Source organism: Roseinatronobacter monicus, assembly GCF_006716865.1.
GTDB classification, from domain to species: domain Bacteria; phylum Pseudomonadota; class Alphaproteobacteria; order Rhodobacterales; family Rhodobacteraceae; genus Roseinatronobacter; species Roseinatronobacter monicus.
The window spans coordinates 908613-932566 of sequence record NZ_VFPT01000001.1 but is presented as its reverse complement, the minus strand read 5'-3'; the positions used below and the strand labels follow the sequence as shown (position 1 = coordinate 932566).

Below are 23954 nucleotides of genomic sequence, written 5' to 3'. Positions count from 1 at the left end.
CGGAGCCAGACGTGATGCAAACCCTGACCGCCAGCCCCCTGACCGCAGACGCGTTCGCGCCTTTTGGCGATGTGCTGGAAGTTGCGGGTACCCCCGACAAGCTGATCAATCAGGGGCTTTGCGGGCGGTTTCATGACCGCGCGTGCTTGGATTTCGGACCTGATGGCCGCGCGGGCATCTCGATCTTTGACGCGCAGCCCCGCACCCTGCCCTACCTGCTGGAGATGGTCGAGCGTCACCCCGAAGGCTCGCAAGCTTTCATCCCGATGCATGACCAGCCTTTTCTGGTGATCGTTGCCGAAGATTTGGGCAATCGCCCGGGCACCCCCCTTGCCTTCATCACAAATGGTGCGCAGGCGCTGAATTTTCATCGCAATATTTGGCATGGGGTTTTGACCCCGCTTGCCAGCCCCGGCCGGTTCGCTGTGATCGACCGGATCGGGGACACGCCGAACCTTCAGGAATACTGGTTCGATACTCCATGGAACGTGCACGGGCCGCGCTGAGGAGGAGGGCGGCCCTTGCAGGACACACAGCCGAAAAGCACGCCCTCGGGTGACTATTTTCTGCTGTCTATTTTAGAGGACTGACAAAATGGCAGATTCCACATTGGGCACGCCCGCGCAACTGCGTGACCCGAATTATACACCCCCCCTTTACAAGGCTATTCCGCTGGGCGTGCAGCATGTTCTGGCGATGTTCGTCTCGAACGTGACGCCCGCCATCATTGTGGCAGGGGCGGCGGGTTTTGGCTTCGGCTCTGGCTCGCCCGATTTTCCGAACCTGATCTACATGCTGCAAATGTCGATGTTCTTTGCAGGGGTCGCCACGCTGTTGCAGACGATCACTTTCGGGCCTGTTGGCGCAGGCCTGCCCATCGTGCAAGGCACATCCTTTGCCTTCATCCCCATCATGATCCCGCTTGTCGCAGGCAAGGGGGTGGACGCGATGGCCGCTGTCATGGGCGGCATTCTGATCGGCGGGCTGTTTCACGCCGCCCTTGGCACGGTCATCGGGCGTATCCGCTTTGCACTGCCGCCGCTGGTGACCGGGCTGGTGGTCACGATGATCGGCCTCGCGCTGGTGCGGGTGGGCGTGCAATATGCGGCAGGCGGCGTCCCGGCGATGGGCACGGATCAATTCGGTAATCTGCAAAGCTGGTCGGTCGCGCTGGTGGTGATTTTTGTCACGCTGGGGCTGAAATTCTTTGCCCGCGGGATGCTGTCTGTTTCGGCAGTGCTATTGGGGCTGGCGGCGGGCTATGCTGTGGCCTTTACCCTTGGGATGGTCAGCTTTGACGCCATAGGCACAGCAGCCCCCTTTGCGTTGCCAAACCCGCTGCATTTCGGGCTGGAATTCACTGCTGCTGCGATCATCGGGTTTTGCGCAATGGCTTTTGTCTCGGCGGTTGAAACCGTGGGCGATGTCTCGGGCATTACCAAGGGTGGTGCCGGGCGCGAAGCAACCGAGCGTGAGATCGAAGGCGCGACCTACGCAGACGGGATCGGCACAGCCGTATCCGGCCTGTTCGGCGCGCTGCCCAATACCAGCTTCAGCCAGAATGTCGGGCTGATCGCCATGACAGGCGTCATGAGCCGCCATGTCGTGACCATCGGTGCCATCTTTTTGATCTTTGCGGGCCTGTTCCCCAAAGTGGGCGCGGTCATTTCCACCATCCCGATTGAGGTGTTGGGCGGTGGTGTGATCGTGATGTTCGGCATGGTCGTTGCGGCGGGCATATCGATGCTCTCCGATGTGCTATGGAACCGGCGTAACATGGTGATCTTTGCGATAGCCCTGTCGCTGGGGCTGGGCCTGCAACTGGAACCCACGGCCTTGCAGCATTTGTCAGACACACCGCGTGTGCTGCTGACTTCGGGCATCCTGCCAGCGGCGGCAATCGCAATCGTGCTGAACCTGATCCTGCCCCGCGATCTGGTGGGCGAAGCATCCGAAAAAGCAGCAAATGGCGTGGACCGTGATGTGCCAAACACCGACACATCCAAGCCCTGAGACTTGAGACTTGAGAGCGTGCGGGACAGGGGACAGCCCTGTCCCGCACAGGCTTAGGCCACGGATTCCATTTCAGCGATAATGCTGTTGACCACATCAGACAGCAGGCTTTCATCATCGCATTCCGCCATGACGCGCACCAACGGCTCTGTGCCGGATTTGCGGATCAGCAACCGCCCACGCCCATTCAGGCGCAGCTTGCCATCTTCAATCGCCGCCTGCACTTCGGCCTTGGACAGCAAATCCACACCCGGTGCATAGCGCAGGTTCTTTAACATTTGCGGCACAGGCTCGAAACTGTGGGACAACATGGATGCAGGCTTGTCTGTTTCGACCATTGCCGACAAAAACTGCAACGCCGCGATCATGCCATCGCCTGTGGTGGCGTAATCGGTCATCACGATATGGCCAGACTCTTCCCCCCCAAGGTTCCAGCCACCCTGACGCATACGCTCGACCACATGACGGTCGCCGACCGAGGTGCGCTCCATCCGCAACCCGTGCCCGTGCAAGAAGTTCTCCAGCCCCAGATTGGACATGACTGTGGCCACCAGAACGCCCTCATGCAAGCGGTCTGCCTCGGCCCAACGGCGTGCGAAAAGGGCCATAATCTGGTCACCATCGGCGATCTGGCCGCGTTCATCAATCAAGATCAGGCGGTCCGCATCCCCGTCCAGGGTGATGCCCAGATCCGCTCCCGTCTCCAGCACTTTGGCGGCACAGGTGCGCGGATAGGTCGAGCCGCATTCAAGGTTGATATTCAGGCCATTCGGGCTGGTGCCAATCGGGATGACATCTGCGCCCAACTCCCACAGCAGTTGCGGGGCCACGCGGTGGGCGGCACCATTGGCGCAATCGAGCACAATACGCAGCCCGTTGAGCTGCGTGCCGCGCGTCAGTGTGGTCTTGGCATATTCGACATAGCGCCCGCCTGCATCGTCAATGCGTTTTGCGCGGCCAATATTGGCGGGCTGGGCGGGTGTAATCTCGCCTTCGGTGATTTTCTCAATGGCTTCCTCGTCGGCATCTGACAGTTTGAACCCGTCGGGGCCAAAGAACTTGATGCCATTATCCTGATGCGCATTATGGCTGGCCGAAATCATGATCCCCAGATCGGCCCGCATCGAGCGGGTCAGATAGCCAACCGCAGGCGTAGGCACAGGCCCCAGCAGCAACACATTCATACCGGTCGAGGTCAGGCCCGCTGTCAGTGCCGTCTCGATCATATAGCCCGACAGTCGGGTATCCTTGCCAATCACGACCCGATGCCCGTTCGAGCCGTCGCGCCGGAAATGGCGGCCCGCAGCGGCCCCAAGTTTCAGCGCCATCTCGGCGGTCATCGGATAGCTGTTTGCTGTCCCGCGGACGCCGTCCGTGCCGAAAAGCTTGCGTGTCATACCTGTACCTCAATCAATGAACCATGAAGCGCTTGCCAAACAGCAAGCGCCTGTCGTGTCTGTGCTACATCATGGACTCGCAGGATCTGTGCCCCCTGTCCCGCCCCAAACAGCGCAACCGCAACCGATCCCGCCATCCGTTCTGATGCCTGCTCAACACCGCTGAGCGTGCCAATAAACCGCTTGCGCGATGCCCCAAGGAGAATAGCACACCCTGTCTGGTGCAGCAGTACCAATGATTGCAGCAATGCGAGATTATGCTCAAGCGTCTTGCCAAACCCGATACCGGGGTCAACGATCAGCTTCGAGCGGGCAATCCCGGCAGCCTCGGCACGTGCGATAGACTGTTGCAGCCAATCATGAACATCCAGCGCTACGTCGTTGTATTGCGGGGCTTTTTGCATGGTCTGGGGGGTGCCCTGCGCGTGCATCAGGCACAAGGGCACACCCGCCTCGGCCACCACGCGGCCCATATCACGGTCCCATGTCAGAGCTGAAACATCATTCACAAGATCCGCACCTGCCTCCAACGCGGCCTCCGCCACGCGCGCTTTGCGGGTATCAATCGAAATGGGCACGCGCAGGCCATCTGCACGCAACGCCCGGATCAAAGGGGCCGTGCGTGCGATTTCATCGTCAATCGGCACCTCTTGCGCGCCGGGACGGGTGGATTCACCGCCGATATCAAGAATATCGGCCCCATCATCCACGATCTGCCGGGCCTGCGCACACGCGCTCTCAAAGTCCTGAAAGCGGCCCCCGTCAGAAAAGCTGTCAGGCGTGACATTCAGGATGCCCATGATCTTCGGTCGTTCCAAGCGCAGCCCGCAAAGCGCGGGCAAGCGCGCAACCAGACTGGCGTCGCAACTGGCATCATAGGCACGCTCGACCCGCCCGCCGTCGCGCGTGATCTCGCAGATTGCGGCAATGCGCACGGCCTGTTGTCCGCGCAAAGCGGGCATATCAGGCGATGCAAAGGCGGTGGGGCGTACTATCGGCAATCGGTATATCATGCGTGTTCTTTGCCCAAAGCGGGCCCCAGACACAAGCCTCAGCGCGGCAAATATGCCTGCGGCACATGACTGCCGGGTGGCGCAGTATACCCCTCGGGCATCAGCAATTGCGCAGCGGCAACATGCTCGGCCAACCACAGCGCCAGTGCCAGACCATCATGCGCCGCGCCAACAGGGCTGTCGGTTGAATCCAGCACCAGCTTGGACGGGGCCCAGACAATCATCTGCCCTTGCTTCATGGCCCAATCAATCTCTGTCCGGCTGGACACCACAACGCACCGATGATCCAGCGCCGCCAGTCGCCATGCGTTCTGCTCGATTGCCAGCAGATTGATGCGGCGCTGCACCGCCTGATGGCCCGTCACCGGAACCGACTGCGGCGGCACTCCCACACAGATGATGACCGGCATGCCGCGCGACAGCAGCGCATCAAGCGCGGTACCCAGATCGGGCGCATCAATCGTGGCATTGTCCAGATATACGACCAACGGGTGTACGGCCGTTTCTTCGCCCATAGGGTCCAATGCGCGTAAGGGCTGGGCGGCGCGGTTGCGCACAATCTCCACCCCAAGCGCGCCGGGGCCGCGATCCAGCTTTTCGACCCGCACGAAGGCACGCATGGCCTGCGGCTCAAGCAACACACGCTCGGCAATACGTTCAGCCAGTGTTTCCAGCAGGTTGAGGCGCTCGGCGGCAAGTTCGGCGGCGATAGCTTCAGTGATGCGGTCATAGGACAGAATGCGATCGACATCATCCTCGACCGGTGCCGGGTGGGGCCGCAGTTCCACCACGACATTGAAGCGCACGCGCTGGGTTTGGCCGCGTTCGGCCTGAAACGCACCGATTTCAACGGAAACAACATGATCGCGCACCGAAATACGATCACGCGGGTCAGCCGACGCTGACGCTTCTGCGCGCGCTTCGGGATGGGCAAAGGCCAGACGAATATCAGAGATCATGCAGTGTCTTTCCGCGCTTTTGCCCCTTTTAACGCGTGGGCAGCGCAAGACAACGCGCAATCACGCCATTGCAGCAGCGAGATACGACATACGGAACACGCTTAGCCGCGATAAAACAGATGCGCGCCGATATGCGTTGTTTGGGTGAAACGATTGGCCCAAGGCGGATTTACGGCGGTGGTGTGGAAATACAACGCACCTTGTGTCAGGCCGCGATGGCCCCCATCAACCATAACCTGCGCGATCCGGTTGGCGCGCGATGCGGCGTGGCGGTTGGGCATCGCCTCAGAATTACCATCACAGGCAAAGCTGAACTGACACCCGCCAAGCCGCCCTGACCGGACACCTTGATAGACAACACCGCAAACCGAGTTCGGAAATTGAGGCGAATCAACCCTGTTCAGGATGACCTCGGTCACGGCAAACTGACCGCGCAAACTCTCGCCGCGCGCCTCGTGATAGATAGCCTTTGCAAGGCAGGCTTTCTCATCACTCTGAGGGCGCAACTCCAGACTGCGCAACCATCTGTCATTATACTGGACCACACGGCGCTCGACCGAGGCGGGGCGCAGCATGGGCCGCGCCGAAGAGAGCGGCGCCAACGCCCGATCAAGACGCAGGGGTGCGACGCCAGCCCCCTGAGTGGAAATCCGAACATCGAGTTTCGCAAGCACAGAGATGGCCGCTTTTTCGCGCGCGAGCGGGCGCGGCGAATTTTGCACAGTGACCTGTGGGCCGACCAAGGCAAAAAACGCGCCGACATCCTGCCCGTTTGCTACGGGTTGCTTCAGGTTCTCTGGTCTGGGGATCGGAGCAACCCGCACCGAGGCTGCGCGCGCTGCATTCGGGTTCAACAGGACTTGCGCGATATTTGGCATACGCTGCGCGGGCACTTCGGTCATAACTGCGTTGCGGGTAACGGGGTTTGAATGCTGAACCGACGCCATCACCAGTTTCGAGCGCATATCCTCATTCAAAGTCGCGTCATTTACCCGAGAACCGACGCTGAGCGGGGCAACCAAGGCCCCCATGATGCACAGCGAGAACAAGGTCAGGCGCGTATGCGATTTTCGTTCCGGCGAAGCCAGAGGTACCGCCACATCGCGCGCATTCCCATCGTCGCACTGCCCCTGCGGACGCGTTTGATTTGGTTCAAAATCAGTCATACAAATATAGCGCAACAAGCAATTTTGCGCCTGCCCTCATCAGTCGGATTCACATTTACACGAGCAGCCTTACCTGAAAATCGTTAAAAGATCCATAATTGCCCACGAATGCACCCGGCTGGATGGGCCAATTCTCGCCGATACCCTTAGAAAAGCGCGTAGTTTCAGGGGTCAGCCCAATTCCTCGATGACCAGTTGTGCCGCTGCCAATCGCGCGACCGGCACCCGGAAGGGCGAGCAGGACACATAATCAAACCCAAGTTCTCGACAAAACCGAATCGATTCGGGGTTGCCGCCATGCTCGCCACAGATCGACAAGGTCAGGTCATCACGGGCTTTGCGGCCACGCGCAGCGCCCAGTTGCAGCAACTCGCCCACACCATCCAGATCAAGCGTGTGAAAAGGGTCTTCGGGAAAGACACCTTGCTGCACATAGTCCGACATAAACCGCCCCGCATCATCGCGCGACAGGCCATAGGTCATCTGCGTCAGATCGTTCGTGCCAAAGGACAGGAAAGAGGCATGCAACGCAATGTCCCCTGCCCGCAACGCCGCGCGCGGGGTCTCGACCATCACGCCAACCCGATACTCGAAATCCACCCCCATGCGCGACCGCACTGTCGCGGCAATCGCGTCAATGCGCGACTTGACCAACTCCACCTCGCGCATGGCAGATACCAGCGGGATCATGATTTCGGGCGCAACCGGTGTCCCCCGGTGCGAAACCTCGACAGTTGCCTCGAAAATCGCACGGACCTGCATCTCGTAGATTTCGGGAATTGTTACCCCCAACCGCACACCGCGCATGCCCAGCATCGGGTTGAACTCAGACAAAGCCTCGGCGCGGCGGACAATCTCGGACAAGGGTTTGTCCAGCGCATCGGCCAGAAATCGCAGCCCATCTTTTGAATGCGGCAAAAACTCGTGCAAGGGCGGGTCAAACAGCCGGATGCAGACAGGCTCGCCCTGCATGATCTCGAACAGGTCAATGAAGTCCGCGCGTTGCATGGGCAAAAGCCGCTCCAGCGAGTCCCTGCGATCCTCAGACGTGTCCGCAAAGATCATCTCGCGCATCAATGTCAGGCGGTCATCCTCGAAAAACATATGCTCGGTGCGGCACAGCCCGATGCCCTGCGCCTTGAACCCGCGCGCGATGCGCGCATCCGCGGGCGTGTCGGCATTGGCGCGAATACCGATGTCACAGCGCGCATCTGCCCAGTCCAGAAGCGTGGTGAACCGGTCATCCAGCGCGGGTTCCAGCAAGGGCACCTCGCCAATCAGGACCATGCCATTGGTGCCGTCCACTGTCAGCATGTCGCCTTCGGACAGGATATTGTCACCCGCGCGGACGGTCTTGCGCCGCTCGTCAATCTGCATACCCGATGCGCCCACGACACAAGGCACCCCCAGACCGCGCCCGATGACAGCCGCGTGGCTGGTCATGCCGCCGCGTTCGGTCAGCACGGCCTGCGCGGAATGCATCCCGCGAATATCCTCTGGCGTGGTTTCGCGGCGCACCAAAATACACGGCTCGTCACGCGCGGCGCAAGCCTGCGCGGCGGTCGAGGAAAACACAACGCGCCCAATCGCGGCACCGGGGCTGGCGGCAATGCCGCGTACAAACACTGTGGTGCGCGCGCGTGCATCCACCTGACGGTGCAACAGATCACTCAGCGCCTTGGGCTGAATGCGCATCAGCGCCTCATCGCGCTCGATCACGCCATCATTCGCCAGATCCACCGCAACCCGAACAGAGGCACGCGACGAGCGTTGCACATTCACCGCGTCCAGCACCCACAGCTTGCCATCTTCAAGCGTAAACTCGATCTCCATTTCTTCGCGCAAGCGGCTGCGGGCATGTGCGCCGTGCCGCAACAATTCTGCAAATGCTTCGGGGCAGCGTTCTTCCAGCGACGGGCCGCGCTTGTCGCGGGTCAGATACAGGACATCTGCGCCATTCTTCATGGCATCCTGACCATGCACGCCGCGCGATTTGAACCGCCCCGTGACTTGCGGCATGCCCGTCTCGGCATCAATAAACCGGATCAGCCCTGCCCCGCTTTCGCCGGACCCGATGCCGCCTGCCATCGCCTGCACCACCAGCCCAAGGCCCGCATCCACTGGCGCACCCTTGGCCTGCCGCAGCAATCGGGCCGATGTCCCTTCCCACGCCCGCGCCATCGAGCGCAGCACATCCGCCAATTGCTGTGCCGGCGATTGCGGGAAAGGTTCTTCCACCTCGGATTCGTAATCGCGCAAGGCCGCCTGTAGCGCAGGCAAGCAAGGCTCTGTCGCATCGAACATGTCGGGGTCCAGATGGGCGACATGGGCCGCATAGGATTGCACGAAGCGCAGATACAACTCGGTTGCCACCGGCTCGCCATAGATGGCGGCGATTTCGGCGTGTTTCTCGTCATTCATGCCGATATTCAGAATCGCGGCAGGCCCGCCCCATTGCGGATGCTCGGCACTTGGGCGCACTGACAAAAGCTGACCTTTGGGGAAATGCCCCAGCAGATGACGCAAGTTCATCTGCGCACCGGTGGCGATTTCGCGCACCACGCCAAAGGATAGCGCAATCGTCTGCGGCACAGGCATATCCAGCCGCACAAGGCGTTGCAGGCATTTCGACCGCCAGCCATGGGTCTGGCGCTTGATGGGCGCAGAACCGGTGATCTGGGCGTAATCGGTCAGGGTCAGGTATTTGGGCATTTACGTCACCTTATGGCTGCGGCGCAGCATAGGGATATGCGCCCCGGACTCAAGGATTTGTTAACGCCCGAACTGGGGGTGCTATCCCTCGACCCGCGTCAGATCGGCCACTTGCAGACAGGTCGCACGGATGCGGTGCAGCAGGTTCAGCCGGTTGCGGCGGATGATCTGACTGTCGGTATTGATTTGTACAGCCTCGAAGAACGCATCAATCGGCGCGCGCAGGGACGCCATGGCCGACATGGCGGCGGCGAAATCCTCGGCCTGTAGTGCGGGCGTGATCGCAGCCTCGGCCAGATCGAGCGCTTTGAACAGCGCGCGCTCCGCGTTTGTTTCGGCCAGTTTCGGGTCAGGACCAAACGAGTATTCGACCCCGTCCTTCGCTTCTTCCTTCGTTAGAATGTTGTTGGCACGCTTGAACCCTTGCAGCAGGTTTTCACCATCGCTGGTTCTCAGGAAGGCGCTGAGGGCTTCGGCGCGTTTGACCAGCAGGGTCAGATCATCATTGCCCGGCATGGCAAGGCAGGCGTCGATGACATCATGGCGGATTCCCTGCTCGCGCAGATGGACCTTGAGGCGTTCGTGGAAGAAGGCAAGGAGGTTTGTTGAAAGAGTATCTGACCCGTCGGTGATGAAGCCAGCTTTCCCTTGATCTATCAGAAAATGCTCCACTGATTCATGCAAATCGAGAAGGTTTATTCGGTAAATGTTGTTACCAAAGCCAAAACCTATCGCGTTACAAAGCGGCATTCGCAAACCATTCCCCAACACCAACCGAATAACCCCCAACGCGGCGCGGCGCAGCGCGTAGGGGTCTTTCGACCCCGTGGGCTTCTCATCAATCGCCCAGAACCCTGTCAGCGTGTCGATCTTGTCGGCCAAAGCCACGGCCACAGAAACCGGTGAGGACGGCACGGAATCCGATGGCCCAAGCGGCTGGTAATGTTCCACACAGACGCGCGCCACGTCTTCGGGCAGGCCCGCCTCCCGCGCATAATAGCTTCCCATCAAGCCCTGCAATTCGGGGAACTCGCCGACCATCTCAGACCGCAGGTCCGATTTCGCCACGCGAGCGGCCAAAGCTGCCTGTTCCGCATCGGCCCCCACCAGCGGCGCGATTTCGCGCGCGAGAGCTGCGATCCGTGCGACGCGGTCGGCTTGCGAGCCAAGCTTGTTGTGGAAGGTCACATCCGCCAGCCCTGCCCCCATACCTTCAAGCCCCACATCAGCAATGGTGCGCAAGTCATTGTCCCAAAAGAACTTCGCATCTGACAACCGTGCGGCCAGAACCTTTTGATTGCCCGCCAGAATGGTCGCGCCGCCGTCAACCGTTTCGCGGTTGGCCACGGTCACAAACCCCACAACCTGCCCAGATTTCGGGTCGCGCAGAGAAAAGAATTTCTGGTGTTCTTTCATTGAGGTTTGCAGCACTTCGGGCGGAAGGCCCAGAAATTGCTCCTCAATCCGGCCCAGCAGCACCACGGGCCATTCAACAAGCCCCGCAACTTCGGCCAGCAGGCCGCGATCCTCGACCAGTTCCAGCCCGGATGCAAAGGCCATCTGGCTGGCCTCGTTCCAGATATGATCCGCGCGCTCGGTCGGGTCCAGAATGACCTTGGCGCGCTTCAACTTCGCCGCGTAGTCATCTAAATTTGTGACAGAAAATGCGTCTGGCGCCATGAAACGGTGTCCGCGTGTCGTGTCGCCCGCGGTGATCCCGTCCAAGGTCAGCGGCACCACTTCGGCCCCGTCCTCGCGGCTCAGGATGCACAGGATCGAATGCAAGGGCCGCACCCAACGCAAAGACCCGTTCCCCCAGCGCATGGATTTGGGCCAAGGGAAATTGCGGATCGTCTGTTCCAGAACCTCGGCCACGATGGCGGGGGCGGCGCGCCCTTCGGTCACAACGCGCGCGACATAAACCTGCCCCTTCTTGTCGTCGCGGATTTCCAGATCATCCATGCTCAGGCCCGTCGAGCGCAAGAACCCCTCAACCGCCTTGTCCGGCGCGCCGACTTTCGGCCCGCGCCGTTCTTCGCGCGTGGTGGGCGAATGCTCGGACAGCCCTTGCACCGCCAGCGCAAGGCGGCGCGGCGTGGCAAAGGCCTGTGCATGGGCATAGGTCAGGCCCGCCTCGACCAGACCGTCGGTCACCAGCCGCTTGAGCGCGTCAGATGCACCCAGCTGCATGCGCGCGGGGATTTCTTCGGAAAACAGCTCGATCAGTAGGTCAGCCATGGGTCAATCTCTGCGTTCAGGGGGCGGCGGGCAGCCTTGGGGGACAGGGTCGCCATCGAAATGGGCCTCGCCGCAGGGGTTGATCTGTTGCCACGCATAGCCGCGCCCGTCCATCAGGACGACAACGCGGTCAATGCCATAGCTGATATTCCCCTCGGCCATGAAGGCCTGCGCGCGGTTGTCACGCAAGGCCACGGTCAACGCGCCCGCGTCGAAACAGTCGAACCAGTTTGGCGCATTGAGGGGGGTAGCACCCGTGTAAGGGACCAGCACCTCCGCCGCGACGTCTATGTCGAAACAGGCACGGTAGCGGATGGGCGAGCTGTCAGAGTCGATGCCTTGGAAGTTGCGTACAGCAAAGTCCTGCAGCGCATCTTCGCCCGCAGCAGTCAGGCGCACAGTGTCTTGCGCTGGCAACTCATCATAGAAGCCATACACCTGAAAATAATACGTGCCCACGCCCGCAAGCACGGTCGCCAGCAGCAAAAAGCTGACCAGAATGCGCCCCGTCACGCCGCTACCCCGCCCGCATCGGTCTGCACAAAGTCATCGGCGCAGAGCTTGGCAAGTGTGCGCACGCGTCCGATATAGGCCTGACGCTCGGTCACAGAGATCACACCGCGCGCATCCAGCAGGTTGAACAGATGGCTGGCCTTGATGCATTGGTCATAGGCGGGATGCACCATGATGATGCGTTTACCGGTTGCGGGGTCTTCGGGCGCAGCGTCCAGCAAGTGGCGGCACTCTGCCTCTGCATCCTCAAAATGGCGCAACAGCGTCTCGGTTGTGGCGGCGTGGAAATTGTGGCGCGAATATTCCTGTTCGGTCTGGCGGAAGATGTCACCATAACTTAGCGGGATCAGCGCATCCGGCGCGTTGAAGGGCATGTCCATCACATGATCGACGCCCAGCACATACATCGCCAATCGCTCCAGCCCATAGGTCAACTCGCCCGAAACGGGATGACAATCATGCCCGCCAACCTGTTGAAAATAGGTGAATTGCGACACTTCCATCCCGTCACACCAGACTTCCCAGCCCAAGCCCCAAGCGCCCAGCGTCGGGCTTTCCCAGTCATCCTCGACAAAGCGGATGTCATGCAGGCTGTCATCAATGCCAATGGCGCGCAGGCTGCCCAGATACAAGTCCTGCAAATCGGGCGGCGAGGGTTTGATGATGACCTGATACTGGTAATAGTGTTGCAGACGGTTTGGGTTCTCGCCATAGCGCCCATCGGTGGGTCGGCGCGAGGGCTGCACATAGGCCGCCGCCCACGCCTTCGTGCCCAACGCGCGCAGCGTTGTGGCGGGGTGAAACGTGCCTGCGCCCACCTCCATGTCATAGGGTTGAAGGATGGCGCAGCCCTTCGTGGCCCAGTAATTTTGCAGCCGCAGGATGATTTCCTGAAAGCACTGTGGCTTTTGTGATGTGGAATCAGACCCCTGATGCATGGCCGCCTCTTGTTTTGTGCGCAGTTTTTCTTAAAGCTGCGCCTCAATAGGCAAGCTGCCGCGCAGGGTCAACGGACAAACCCGTTCGTCGTCCGTGACATGAAAGCGAACAAGATGATTTTGAAAGGACGACAGCGAATGGTTTTTCAGACGGGCCGCATGGCATTCCGGGCAGCAAGCCTAACGGTGATCGCGTTGGTTATCGGCAACACCGCGGTCGCACAGGAACAGCGTTGGGTCCAGATTGAGGCGCAGCGCGAGCTTGAAGATGCGCTGGCGCGTGCGCAGCAAATCGAGGATCAGTTGGGCAATGTCAGTGGGTTCCGCCTGCCAAGCAACTGGTATGCGATCAGCGTCGGCCCGTTCGAGAGTGAGACAGATGCCTTTAATGTCCGCAGGCAATTGCGCGCAGAGCGGGCTATTCCCGCAGATGCGTTCGTCAGCACTGGCTCTGATTATCTGGAACAGATTTTCCCGACGGACGGCACCCCTGCATCCCCTGCCCTGTCCGCTCAAGACGAATTGCCGCAGCCAGAGCCGGAACAAGAACTCGCAGTTATCGAGCCGGAGCCGGAGCCGGAGCCAGAGCCAGTGCCCGAACCGGAGCCGGAACCAGAGCCGGAAGAAACGCTGCGCGAGGCGCAGGCCTCGGAGCGGTCGCTTGACCGCGACACACGCGCCGAGATTCAGACCGCCCTGCAATGGTTCGGGTTTTACAATCTTGGCATTGATGCTGCTTTTGGCCCCGGCACGCGCCGCGCCATGAGCGCGTGGCAAGAAGATCGCGGCCTTGAGGCGACTGGTGTGCTGACAACCCGGCAGCGCAATGACTTGCTGGACGGCTACCAAAGCGAGTTGGCCTCGCTTGGTATGGACACCTGGCGCGACGAGGAGGCCGGCATCAGCATTGATCTGCCCCTTACCATGATTGAGTTCGACCGCCACGAAACCCCTTTTGCGCATTTCTCCGAACGCAATGACAGCGGCGTGCGTGCCTTGCTCATCAGTCAGGAAGGGACACAATCCACACTATTTGGCCTGTATGAAATCATGCAAACGCTGGAAATCGTACCTTTGGAAGGGACGCGCGAGCGGCAGCAGAATTCCTTTGTGCTGACAGGTCAGAATGACGAACTGCGCTCGCATACAATCGCGCAGTTCCGCAATGGCGAGATCAAGGGCTTTACATTGATCTGGACGCCCGAGAATGACGATCAGATGGAACGCGTCTTGCCCATGATGGAAGCAAGCTTTGAAACCTTCAGCGGCAGCTTGCCGGCAAGTGCCGGTCAACCCAGCACAGTGCAGCGCACCGCACTTTTGGCGGGTCTGTCCGTGCGGCGGCCGGAATTTTCACGGTCGGGCTTTTATGTCGATGCAACCGGCACGGTTCTGACCAGTTCAGACGCGGTGGCCAATTGCGGCCGTATCACCATTGACGAGGCCTATAATGCCCGCGTGATCGCGCGCGACGAGGAACTGGGGATTGCCGTACTGCAACCCGAAACACCGCTTGTGCCGATGGCATTTGCACAGTTCCAGAACACTGAGGCCACCCTTGGCGGAGAGGTCACGATTGCGGGCTTTTCCTTTGAGGATGTGATGACACGGCCAGTGCTGACATTTGGCCGCGTAGAGGCCATGCAAGGCCTGAACGGAGAACCCGCGACCCTGCGTCTGAGCGCAGATATCCGGCAGGGTGATCTGGGCGGGCCGGTCTTTGGAACGAGTGGGGCAGTCATTGGCATGTTGCTTGGCCAACCTCAGGACGATGGCCGCCAGTTGCCCGCAGATGTGAATTTCGCGGTCAATTCTTCCGCCATTCAGGAATTTCTGCGCAACAGCGACATCTCAAGCGGAACATTGCGCGATGACGTTGTCGTTGCGCCTGAAATGCTGACACGCAAGGCGGGTGATCTTACGGTTCTGGTATCGTGCTGGAACTGACGCGCGCATGCTGACGTGCAAGCGGTGCCGGTGCACACCCGGCACCTGCAAGATGTAAGTGTTCATCATCTGACAGTCGCGGCGGCAAGGCGCTTCGGTCCTTGCTGCGCGCTGGCGCTGTAAGCTGCGATGCTTGGCGGCACCCAAGTCAGCCCGTGCCCTTGACTTCGTCGCCGGATCGGGATGAGGTCTGCTCGCTCAGAGGTTGTTGCCGCAAGCTTCTCACCACTTTCGCGGCGCATCCACGCGTGTTCAAGACGGAGGATTTCACATGCGCGACTTTTTCATTTTATGGCTGGAACGGATCATCAATGTCATTGTGATCCTTGGCGGGCTTGGTGTGCTTATTGGCGGACTGGTCACAATGTTCACAGTCGAGGGCGGCTTGCTGGCTGGTTTGGGGATCTGGTTTGGCGGAGCGCTCTACCTGATGCTGATGGGTGGATTTATCTATTTGGGGCTGGGTATCTACGGCAACACCCGACGCACAGCCGAGGCGATTGAAAAGCTTGCCAGCCAAAGCTGACAGCGCCCGCTACAGCCCCTCACCCCACCCATAAGGGACTGGCTTGCCAACGCTGCGCGGCGCTTGTGGCAAGACTTGCGGCGCAGGGACGGCTATGTCAGGTGCAGCGCTCTAGGCGCTGGCGAAATGCCGCGTGAAATTGGCCAGAATACGGCCCGAGATTTCGGTTTGCACATCTGCGCATCGCTCTGTCAGGGCATCTGCCTCGTCCGGGTGGAAATACCCCTTGTCCCGGTAGACCCGAATGCGCAGCGCGAAGCTGGTGCCATCTGCTTCGGGGTGGAATTGCGTCGCATAGACGCGCGCGCCGTAGCGCAACATCTGGATGGGGCAGCGCGCCCCTTCCAGCAAATGCGTGGCCCCATCCGGCAGCGCATCCAGCGCCTCCTTGTGGCCCACCAGCGCGGTGAACCTGTCGGGCACCCCGTCCAGAAGCGGGTCACCTGCACTTTCCGGGCGGCGATGGCAGCTGATCGGCCCGATCGCCTCGCCGTGATAGGTTTTCGAGACGGGCGCATCGAGATGACGCCCCAGTATCCCGATCCCGTAGCAACACCCCAGAAACGGCACATCCTGCGCAATGATACGTGGCATCAGCCCAAGTATCTGCGCCTCGATCCTTGCTTCGGTCGGGTCTTTTGCGTCCACCGGATCGCTGACACAGCCCGGCCCACCGCCGACGATCACGCCAGACAGGGCCGACAGATCAAGCTCTGAAGGCAGATCCACCTGATCCAGTCGCATACGCTGCACATTGTGCAGGTCCAACTGCGCACGCCGCAGGATCGCGTCAAATTCCTCATCCGCCGCCTCTGTCTCGGGGCGCAGTTGCAATACAAGAAAAGGCTTCATCGCGGCATATCTCATGTGATCTGCGCCAACAGTTACGCGGCACATAGGGGCGGTGCAAGCGCGCGCTATCCGCGCCAGAAACGTGGCAGCAACAGCACCAGAACCGCCAGCACTTCCAGCCGCCCCAGATACATGCCGCCAATCATCAGCCATTTGGCCGAGGTCGGAAAGTTATCGACCGCCCCTGTCTCGCCAACTTCCAGCCCGAAAACGGGGCCGACATTGCAGATTGACGTCCATGCGGCGGTGATCGCAGTGCGCAATTCCAGCCCTGTCAACGACAGCGCCACCGCGAGAAAGACAAAGCTGGCGACAAAGACAGTGAACATTACGATTACCGATGAAATCACATCCGGTTGCAGGCGCTTGCCGCCAAGGCGCAGCGCCACCACTTCATTGGGCCTGCGCAAACGCTGCATCTGCGCGCGGATCGCTTCGAACAATACAAGATAGCGGAATATCTTGAGCGCGCAGCCAGTAGAGGCCGTGCAGGCCCCGATAAACCCCACGAGAATGACCACCAGCACAGGGAAATCCCCCCAACCAGCCACATCTTCGCTGCTATAGCCCGTACCAGTAAACAGCGTCACAACATTGAACAACGTGCCGCGCAGAACATCCATAAACCCTGCATCGCTGGTCATCAGGCGATACACGATAACTGCGCCGACCGCGTAGGAAATCCAACGCAGAAAGGCGCGGACCTGCACATCCTTCCACACTGCCGACCATGACCCGCCCAATAGCTGAATGAAGCGGATGAAGGGCAGGCCCGCCAGCACCATGAACAGCACCGAGACATATTCCAGTGCCCCGGTGAAACGTGTGAATGAGGCGTCGCTTGTCGAGAAGCCACCTGTCGCAATGGTCGTCATTGCATGATTGATCGCGTCAAAACCAGTCATGCCAAAGGCCATGTAGCCCGCAGTCGCAGCAAGCGTCAGGCCGAAATAGACCTGCAACAAGCCTGCTGAAATATCATAGACACGCGGCAGCACCTTGCCCATTGTGTCAAAGGCTTCGGCCTGAAAATGCTGCATCCCGCCCACGCGCAGCACAGGCAGAAACACAAGTGCCACAATGACAATACCCAATCCCCCCAGCCATTGCAGCATGGAGCGCCAGATCAAAACACCCGGCGGCATGTCCTGTAGCCCGACAAACACCGTGGTGCCCGTGGTCGTCATGCCTGACATCGCCTCGAAATAGGCATGTGTCAGATCAGCTTGTGGTGCGCCCAAGGCAAAAGGGATCGCCCCCAAGGCAGGCAGCACCGCCCAGACACTGGCGGTCAGCAAAAACGATTGCCGCCGCCCCAGCCCCGCATCAAGCCCGTTGCGTGTGGTCAACGCGGCCAGACCGCCAATGACACATACGATAAAACTCGCCCGCGCAAAGGCGTGCCAGTTGTCATTGCCCGCCTGCCAGTCCACCGCAGCAGGAATCAGCATCAAGACCCCGAAAACGAGGCCCAGCAAACCGATCAGATGAACGATAGGACGAATATCTAGCATGGCGCGCAGCCTTCGCGCGTGACTTGACGGCTGTCAAGCGCCCATAGAATGCAGAGTGCATTCCCTTGTCAGCCGCGTGACATCTTGCGCGCGGCAAAGCTGCGTTCCGGGCGTCATGACGGCGGCGGCAGCGGCGGCGGTTCCAAGGCGCAGCGCCTCGGCGGGGCTGGTCCCGCGCGCCAGCGCGAGGGTGAACGCACCGGTAAAACTGTCGCCTGCACCCACTTTGCTGCGCACGGAAACGCCGGGCGGGCGGCAGTGGAAATCGCCCCCGGCCCCCACCAAAACAGACCCGTCCGCCCCGCGCGCAACGCACACATGCTCTGCCACGCCCCGCGCGCACAACGCCTTGGCGAACGCATGTGTATCCGCGACGCTGGCAAGCGACTGCCCGGCCAAGGCTTCTGCCTCGGCCTGATCCAGCCGAATAACAAGCGGGCGCGCACGGTCTAAGGGATGGTCGATCAACTGCCCCAACGCCGGACCAGATGTGTCAATGATTACGCGCCCCGTTCCCAAATCCTTCACCAGATCCTGCGTAAACTCGGCGCTCAGCGCCGGTGGCTGGCTGCCGGACAGCACCACCAGACCCTTGGCATGCGCCACAATGTCGATGCGCGCCTGAGCGGCCATTGCATCGGTCCAGCCCTCGCCCGGCAATTGCAGGCGGAATTGCCGATCCTCGTCATCGGTAATGGCCCAGCTTTGGCGCGTGTCGCCCGTCACATCAAAGACATGCGTTGCAACGCCTTGTTCGTGCAGCAATGCAAGATGTCTTGCACCGCTCGCCCCCCCCAAGGCCACCCAAGCCAAGGCGCTGCCCGAAAGCGCGTGAATGGCCCGCGCCACGTTCACCCCGCCCCCGCCCGGCTCCCAGACAGGAGCGGACAGCCGCAACTTGGGGCCTGCCTGCATGGCAGACACCCGCGCGGAAAGGTCCAGCGCGGGGTTAAGGGTAACTGTCAGGATAGGCTGTTGCTCAGAAACCATGAACCGAGCCTAGCAAGGCGCCCGCCAGATGCAAGATCAGCCGACGTGAAACAACGTGCTGAACAGGCGCGGGTCGAGTGACGCCGCCTCAAAACTTGGGCCGCGCGTCAGAACGCTGACCGCGTCATGGCTGTGCAGGCTTTCTTGATGGCTGGCAACGACACGGAAATCACCGATCCGCTCATCTGCATCAAGCTGCTCGCAAAAACTGCGCGCGGCATCTTCTACGAAAATCGGATTGGCTGCGTTCAGTTCCGCAAAAGCCTGCTCATCCTCGCGCTTGACCATGACCTGCGTTTCGGTCGGAACCGCGTTGCGACACAGCTCTACCAGATCTTCGAACCACAAGGTGCGGCCCGACAACACCTCAACCGAGACACGCGCGACCGAGCGCTGCGAATGGGGCGTTGCCAATTGGCCGCGTGTTGCACGGGCGTGTTCGCTCAGTTCCAGCGAACACGGGCAGGTTGAAGAATAGACGTAGTCCAGATGCATGAACACCTGCCGCGACCCACCCAGATCGACAAGTTCCAGCGCGATGTCATAATACTGATAGCCCGACAGGCCAGAGCGCAAGCTTTCCACCTTCATCGGAAAGGAGAAGCGCATCATGATCCGCGCGTCAAAGCTGTCCAGATCGCTTTTGTAATCGTCCAGTGCAGCACAGATGACATCGGTGCTGAAAGTACGTTCCGCATGCGCATAAAAGCTGCGCATGATGCGGGACATGTTGATGCCCTTTTTCTCGGCCTCCAGACTGACAGTGCCTGTGACCGAGGTTTCCAGCGTCAGATCGCCATTGTCGCGCGTGTGGTAGCCGATTGGCAGGCGGAAATTGGAAATGCCCACATGTTGAATTGCCGCCTTCGCGCCCACAATCAGACTGGCAGGGCCGTTCTGCAAATCTGGCAAACCTTCCTTATATACGCTGTCCACGGAGAATTCTGCGGGGTAATCGCGGTTCAAGACAGGATAGCCCGCAGCGGGCAACAGGCTGGTCACAGCGGCTTCCAGCGCGCCGCGCTCTGCCTCGGGGGCTTCGTCGGTGAAACGACGCAGCACATCAAGCGCGGCCTCTGCCTCTTCCCGGCTTGGTGTTTCCTCAAGGCTGGGGACATGCAAGTTCATTGTGGGATTTCCTTCCTGTCTGCCCGGTGAAATATAGGCAGCGGTGTTTGCTTTTCCACTTTTATACGCCGGTTGCGTATATTCAGATCATATCAAGTGCCGCGCGAATGTCAGCAATCAAATCCGCCACATCTTCCAGCCCGACCGACACCCGGATCAGACCCGGTGTAATGCCCAGCAGCACCTTCTGATCCTCTGGCAAACGCTGGTGGGTGGTGGTCGCAGGATGCGTCACAATCGTGCGCGCATCCCCCAGATTGTTCGAGATAATGGCAACCTGCAACGCGTTCAAAAAGCGAAAGGCCGCTTCCTTGCCCGCTTTGATATCCAGTGCCAGAACTGTGCCAAATCCGTCCATCTGGCTGGATGCGACGCTATGCTGCGGATGGCTGGCAAGACCCGGATAGATCACGCGCTTAAGGCGCGGGTCGCCGTCGAAAGCCTGTGCAATGGCCAAGGCTGTGGCCGCTTGCGCGCGCACGCGCAAATCCAGTGTCGTCATGCCATTCAGCATGATCCACGCATTGAAGGGCGAAAGCGCACCGCCTGTATGCTTCATGTAGGGCTCGACCGTGCCGCGGATAAACTCGCGCGTGCCACAAATGACACCCCCCAGCGCACGCCCCTGCCCGTCTATATGTTTGGTCGCGGAGTAGATCACCACATCCGCGCCCAGCTCAACGGCACGGCTGAACACTGGCGTTGCAAAAACATTGTCGACCACAACATGCGCGCCCACATCATGTGCCAGGTGCGCAACTGAGCGCAGGTCGATCACTTCAAGCGTGGGGTTTGAAACGGTCTCCAGAAAAACGACTTTTGTCGTGGGCCGGATCGCCTTGCGCCACTGCTGAATATCCAGACCATCGACAAAGCTCACCTCGACCCCGTAACGGGTCAGCACCTCTTCGAGGATATACAGGCACGATCCGAACAGCGCGCGCGACGACACGACATGATCGCCCGCGCGCAACATGGCTGTCAGCGCGCCCGAAACCGCCGCCATGCCCGAGGCCGCGGCAAAAGCATCTTCCGTCCCCTCCAGCGCGGCGATCCGGTCCTCGAACACCGCAACTGTTGGGTTGCCATAGCGCGCATAGATGAATTCATCGGCTTCCGATTTCAAAAACCGCGCCTCGGCGGCCTCTGCATCGGGGTAAACGAACCCTTGCGTCAGATAAATCGCCTCGGCCACTTCGCCATATTGGCTGCGCCGCGCACCATGATGCACCATTTGGGTGCGTTTGCCCCAACTCTTCGAAGTTTCGCCCTGCGTCATCTCTGCCCTGCCCCGGCCCGTTGGGCCAAAAGAAAACCCCCGGACCTATGAAAGAGGCCGGGGGTTGCGCCCTGACCTCTTTAGCGGTGTCTTTAACGTGGCCCGCAATCCGGTAACAAAGCGCCACGGGTCATTACTGACCAATGGGAATTGCGCTAAGGCTTTTTCACCCGCTGGTCAATGGCCGCAATGCTCATGCGACCTTCTCCAACGAGACGTGTGGCTGCACGCCCAAGGCGTGACAGACATCGCGCGTCAGGTGCGGGCGGTTGAGGGTGTAGAAATGCAAATCCTCGACCCCTTCGCGCACCAGTTTGTCACACAACTCTGTGCACAGCGCCGTTGCCAGCAATTCCTCGCGCCCGTCGCGGGTGGCTTTCTCAAACGCGTCATCCAGCCATGCGGGCACAGTCGTTCCTGCGGCCAGCGCGAATTTGCGAATGCCGGACCAGTTTTCAATCGGGATGATGCCGGGAATGATCCGCCCCGTGATCCCTTCGCGCGCGCAGGTGTCGCGGAAGCGCAAAAACGTGTCCGCCTCGAAGAAAAACTGCGTGATCGCACTATCCGCGCCCGCTGCGAATTTCCGCTTCAGCCAGCGCACATCGGCCAATTCATCCGCTGCCTCGGGGTGGGGTTCGGGATAGGCACCGACCCGCAGGTTGAAATTGCCCGTCTCGGCCAGCGCCTCGATCAACTCGACCGAATGGGCAAAACCGTCGGGATTGGGCGTGAACCGCCCCTGCCCCTTTGGCGGATCGCCCCGCAGTGCCACGATTTCCGTCACGCCGGCCTTGGTATAGCTGTCGGCAATGGCCAATGTCTCGGCGCGGGTGGCGTCCACACAGGTCAGATGTGCGGCCACGTTCAACCCGAATTGCGCGCCGATAGTCGTGACCGCCTCATGCGTCAGTTGCCGCGTGGTGCCGCCTGCCCCGTATGTGACCGACACGAAAGACGGCGAGAGCGGCGCCAACATGCGCACCGTGTCCCACAGCCGAAAGCTGGCATCCAGCGTTTTGGGCGGGAAGAATTCAAAAGAGACACGTGGCGCGGACATTTGGGCACTCCATTCTTGTTGCTCTCTTGTGCCACGTCTGGATATGTGAAACCAATTCATTATCTTCAACACCATTATGAGTGCGACATGCATATAGAGTTCCGCCACCTGCGCACGATCAAGGCCATCCACGAAGCGGGCGGCCTTGCCCGCGCGGCTGATCTGCTGAACATGACGCAGTCCGCGCTGTCGCATCAGGTCAAGGGGATCGAGGAACAGGCGGGGGTCGAGCTATTCGCCCGCCGCTCCAAGCCGCTGAAACTCTCTGCCGCGGGCCTCAAGATGCTGCGCGCCGCCGAAGATATCCTGCCGCGCGTGGCCGCGTTGGAGGAGGAGTTCAGCGGGCTGGTCAAGGGCAGTTCGGGCCGCTTGCACATCGCCATCGAATGCCACGCCTGTTTCGACTGGCTGTTTCCGGTGCTGGAGCAGTTTCGCAAGGCCTGGCCCGATGTCGATGTCGATATCCGCCCCGGTCTGGCCTTTGACGCCCTGCCCGCCCTGCGCCGCGAGGAGGTGGACCTTGTCATCTCCTCTGACCCCGAAAATCTGGACGGCGTCAGTTTTTTGCCGCTGTTTGATTACGAGCCGGTCTTTGTCGCCGCCGCCACCAGCCCCTTGGCGCAAAAATCCTATATCGAGGCGGAGGATTTCCGCGACCAGACCCTGATCACCTATCCGGTCGAGCGCACGCGGCTGGATGTGTTCACCCAACTGCTGACCCCCGCCAAGGTCGAACCCCGCGCGATCCGGCAGGTGGAACTGACCGCCGTGATCCTGCTGCTAGTCGCCTCGGGGCGCGGGGTGGCGGTGCTGCCCGACTGGGTGCTGCGCGATGTGCGCTACCATTCCGACTATGTGACCAAACCCCTGACCGAAAAGGGGCTGACCCGGCGGCTCTATGCCGCCGTGCGGGACGAGGATTCGTCCAAGCCGTTTATGGCGCATGTGTTAAGGCTGGCGCGGACAGAGCCGGTGAAGTTGCAGCGGGGGTGAGACGAAGTTCAGCGCATCCTAAATCTAGTTCTGAGCCCAAGTCCAAGAAAGAATAACAACGGTAACGACAAAATACTTTGAATACTAGAAATCAGCTTCTTAACAAGATGAAGGTTTTCGAAGAAATCTAAACCCAGATACGCTCGACCAAATCCAAAAAATGGGAACACATTGTTAAAGCTAAGCGCCAGAGCAAGAATGAATGAGCTCTCTGTTCGTTCAACGAAGAAACCGCCCCAAAAGAACATGAGACCGGCCAAGAACAGGACGAGAAGGCCTGCAATTGGGCGAAATATTGAATATCCGAAATTGGAAAATAAACCGTAGAAAAGATATGGGAATCTATCAAAATTGCCGCCAATCTGAGATGCAAGCTTCATCTCCCTTCGAAAGAAGAAATGAGCATCATCGATGAATCCTTGACGCTCAACAATGCTTCTCAAGACTGAGCAAGTCTCGCGCGATTCAGCTAAGCGCCCTGAAATTTTCTTTGGCCACAATCCGTCCTCGGCCGAAAATATCGATCTCTCATGAAGTAATGAGCCTCTAAAGCTCGGATAAACGTCATTGAACCTTGCCGACCTGAAATTTGCAGGTAACTCGAAATTAGCGTCGGTGAATTCGGGCATTCTCGAATGTGGCCCCCCCGAAAAAACTGCTTCAATCATCGTCAGTCTTCCATGGAAGCGAGCTTGCCAAAAAGATACGCTCTCATC

Annotated in this window: 20 protein-coding genes and 1 riboswitch; of the genes, 5 read left to right on the top strand and 15 right to left on the bottom strand. The window is 60.0% G+C overall.

All coding sequences use genetic code 11. The features are described from left to right. Positions 1-14 precede the first annotated feature (14 nt). Together BD293_RS04215 and BD293_RS04210 are read left to right on the top strand one after the other, a co-directional pair. A complete protein-coding gene (locus tag BD293_RS04215) occupies positions 15-506 on the top strand; it encodes an ureidoglycolate lyase (protein WP_142080017.1) in 492 nt (163 codons plus the stop codon). 88 nt (positions 507-594) lie between these two features. Continuing rightward, positions 595-2013, top strand: a complete 1419-nt coding sequence (locus BD293_RS04210) for a uracil-xanthine permease family protein (protein WP_142080016.1) — start codon at positions 595-597, stop codon at positions 2011-2013. Between the two features lie 53 nt (positions 2014-2066). On the opposite strand, the gene glmM is transcribed toward BD293_RS04210, so the two are convergent. The 8 genes from glmM to BD293_RS04170 form a co-directional block, all read right to left on the bottom strand. After that, positions 2067-3410, bottom strand: coding sequence for a phosphoglucosamine mutase (gene glmM / locus BD293_RS04205; protein ID WP_142080015.1), 1344 nt, complete (start codon positions 3408-3410; stop codon positions 2067-2069). Next, entirely contained in the window at positions 3407-4423 is a 1017-nt protein-coding gene (gene folP, locus BD293_RS04200; protein WP_142080014.1) for a dihydropteroate synthase, read from the bottom strand. The genes glmM and folP overlap by 4 nt, the downstream gene beginning before the upstream one ends. Before the next feature lie 38 nt (positions 4424-4461). Beyond that, positions 4462-5382, bottom strand: a complete 921-nt coding sequence (locus BD293_RS04195; RefSeq protein ID WP_142080013.1) for a dihydroneopterin aldolase — start codon at positions 5380-5382, stop codon at positions 4462-4464. 101 nt (positions 5383-5483) lie between these two features. Then, complete coding sequence (locus tag BD293_RS23045) at positions 5484-6482, bottom strand: cell wall hydrolase (protein ID WP_246086205.1); 999 nt, start codon at positions 6480-6482, stop codon at positions 5484-5486. A 237-nt stretch (positions 6483-6719) separates the two neighbouring features. Then, positions 6720-9260: a putative PEP-binding protein gene (locus BD293_RS04185; RefSeq protein ID WP_142080012.1), complete on the bottom strand. Its 2541-nt coding sequence runs from the start codon at positions 9258-9260 to the stop codon at positions 6720-6722. 81 nt (positions 9261-9341) lie between these two features. Further along, positions 9342-11498, bottom strand: a complete 2157-nt coding sequence (gene glyS, locus BD293_RS04180; RefSeq protein WP_142080011.1) for a glycine--tRNA ligase subunit beta — start codon at positions 11496-11498, stop codon at positions 9342-9344. A gap of 3 nt (positions 11499-11501) precedes the next feature. Continuing rightward, on the bottom strand, positions 11502-12011 hold the full coding sequence (locus BD293_RS04175) for a DUF6446 family protein (RefSeq protein WP_142080010.1): 510 nt from the start codon (positions 12009-12011) through the stop codon (positions 11502-11504). Then, complete coding sequence (locus tag BD293_RS04170; RefSeq protein WP_142080009.1) at positions 12008-12949, bottom strand: glycine--tRNA ligase subunit alpha; 942 nt, start codon at positions 12947-12949, stop codon at positions 12008-12010. Before BD293_RS04170 ends, BD293_RS04175 begins: the two co-directional genes overlap by 4 nt. Positions 12950-13087: 138 nt before the next feature. Between BD293_RS04170 and BD293_RS04165 the strand changes: the two genes are divergently transcribed. Together BD293_RS04165 and BD293_RS04160 are read left to right on the top strand one after the other, a co-directional pair. Beyond that, complete coding sequence (locus tag BD293_RS04165) at positions 13088-14896, top strand: trypsin-like peptidase domain-containing protein (protein ID WP_170207057.1); 1809 nt, start codon at positions 13088-13090, stop codon at positions 14894-14896. Positions 14897-15167: 271 nt separating this feature from the next. After that, a complete protein-coding gene (locus BD293_RS04160; RefSeq protein WP_142080007.1) occupies positions 15168-15422 on the top strand; it encodes a hypothetical protein in 255 nt (84 codons plus the stop codon). 111 nt (positions 15423-15533) lie between these two features. On the opposite strand, the gene BD293_RS04155 is transcribed toward BD293_RS04160, so the two are convergent. The 6 genes from BD293_RS04155 to metF form a co-directional block, all read right to left on the bottom strand. After that, positions 15534-16274: a glutamine amidotransferase gene (locus tag BD293_RS04155; RefSeq protein WP_142080006.1), complete on the bottom strand. Its 741-nt coding sequence runs from the start codon at positions 16272-16274 to the stop codon at positions 15534-15536. Positions 16275-16339: 65 nt separating this feature from the next. Next, a complete protein-coding gene (locus BD293_RS04150; RefSeq protein WP_142080005.1) occupies positions 16340-17788 on the bottom strand; it encodes a TrkH family potassium uptake protein in 1449 nt (482 codons plus the stop codon). Between the two features lie 33 nt (positions 17789-17821). After that, entirely contained in the window at positions 17822-18778 is a 957-nt protein-coding gene (locus BD293_RS04145) for a 1-phosphofructokinase family hexose kinase (protein WP_142080004.1), read from the bottom strand. A 36-nt stretch (positions 18779-18814) separates the two neighbouring features. After that, positions 18815-19906 (bottom strand): GTP cyclohydrolase FolE2, encoded by a 1092-nt coding sequence (folE2, locus tag BD293_RS04140; RefSeq protein ID WP_142080003.1) that lies wholly within the window; start codon positions 19904-19906, stop codon positions 18815-18817. 82 nt (positions 19907-19988) lie between these two features. Beyond that, positions 19989-21185 (bottom strand): O-succinylhomoserine sulfhydrylase, encoded by a 1197-nt coding sequence (metZ, locus tag BD293_RS04135; RefSeq protein WP_142080002.1) that lies wholly within the window; start codon positions 21183-21185, stop codon positions 19989-19991. 59 nt (positions 21186-21244) lie between these two features. Next, a riboswitch (SAM riboswitch) is annotated at positions 21245-21322 on the bottom strand. Positions 21323-21378: 56 nt separating this feature from the next. Further along, positions 21379-22245, bottom strand: a complete 867-nt coding sequence (metF, locus tag BD293_RS04130; RefSeq protein WP_142080001.1) for a methylenetetrahydrofolate reductase [NAD(P)H] — start codon at positions 22243-22245, stop codon at positions 21379-21381. A gap of 87 nt (positions 22246-22332) precedes the next feature. Between metF and BD293_RS04125 the strand changes: the two genes are divergently transcribed. Further along, positions 22333-23238, top strand: coding sequence for a LysR family transcriptional regulator (locus BD293_RS04125; RefSeq protein ID WP_142080000.1), 906 nt, complete (start codon positions 22333-22335; stop codon positions 23236-23238). A gap of 8 nt (positions 23239-23246) precedes the next feature. On the opposite strand, the gene BD293_RS23040 is transcribed toward BD293_RS04125, so the two are convergent. Beyond that, entirely contained in the window at positions 23247-23906 is a 660-nt protein-coding gene (locus tag BD293_RS23040; RefSeq protein ID WP_246086204.1) for a hypothetical protein, read from the bottom strand. Between the last annotated feature and the right edge of the window lie 48 nt (positions 23907-23954).

Bases quoted from the DNA above. Each gene is read 5' to 3' on its own strand.
- BD293_RS04215 (WP_142080017.1), top strand. From the start codon at position 15: ATGCAAACCCTGACCGCCAGCCCCCTGACCGCAGACGCGTTCGCGCCT.
- BD293_RS04210 (WP_142080016.1), top strand. From the start codon at position 595: ATGGCAGATTCCACATTGGGCACGCCCGCGCAACTGCGTGACCCGAAT.
- glmM (WP_142080015.1), bottom strand. From the start codon at position 3,410: ATGACACGCAAGCTTTTCGGCACGGACGGCGTCCGCGGGACAGCAAAC.
- folP (WP_142080014.1), bottom strand. From the start codon at position 4,423: ATGATATACCGATTGCCGATAGTACGCCCCACCGCCTTTGCATCGCCT.
- BD293_RS04195 (WP_142080013.1), bottom strand. From the start codon at position 5,382: ATGATCTCTGATATTCGTCTGGCCTTTGCCCATCCCGAAGCGCGCGCA.
- BD293_RS04185 (WP_142080012.1), bottom strand. From the start codon at position 9,260: ATGCCCAAATACCTGACCCTGACCGATTACGCCCAGATCACCGGTTCT.
- glyS (WP_142080011.1), bottom strand. From the start codon at position 11,498: ATGGCTGACCTACTGATCGAGCTGTTTTCCGAAGAAATCCCCGCGCGC.
- BD293_RS04170 (WP_142080009.1), bottom strand. From the start codon at position 12,949: ATGCATCAGGGGTCTGATTCCACATCACAAAAGCCACAGTGCTTTCAG.
- BD293_RS04165 (WP_170207057.1), top strand. From the start codon at position 13,088: ATGGTTTTTCAGACGGGCCGCATGGCATTCCGGGCAGCAAGCCTAACG.
- BD293_RS04160 (WP_142080007.1), top strand. From the start codon at position 15,168: ATGCGCGACTTTTTCATTTTATGGCTGGAACGGATCATCAATGTCATT.
- BD293_RS04155 (WP_142080006.1), bottom strand. From the start codon at position 16,274: ATGAAGCCTTTTCTTGTATTGCAACTGCGCCCCGAGACAGAGGCGGCG.
- BD293_RS04150 (WP_142080005.1), bottom strand. From the start codon at position 17,788: ATGCTAGATATTCGTCCTATCGTTCATCTGATCGGTTTGCTGGGCCTC.
- BD293_RS04145 (WP_142080004.1), bottom strand. From the start codon at position 18,778: ATGGTTTCTGAGCAACAGCCTATCCTGACAGTTACCCTTAACCCCGCG.
- folE2 (WP_142080003.1), bottom strand. From the start codon at position 19,906: ATGAACTTGCATGTCCCCAGCCTTGAGGAAACACCAAGCCGGGAAGAG.
- metZ (WP_142080002.1), bottom strand. From the start codon at position 21,185: ATGACGCAGGGCGAAACTTCGAAGAGTTGGGGCAAACGCACCCAAATG.
- metF (WP_142080001.1), bottom strand. From the start codon at position 22,245: ATGTCCGCGCCACGTGTCTCTTTTGAATTCTTCCCGCCCAAAACGCTG.
- BD293_RS04125 (WP_142080000.1), top strand. From the start codon at position 22,333: ATGCATATAGAGTTCCGCCACCTGCGCACGATCAAGGCCATCCACGAA.
- BD293_RS23040 (WP_246086204.1), bottom strand. From the start codon at position 23,906: ATGATTGAAGCAGTTTTTTCGGGGGGGCCACATTCGAGAATGCCCGAA.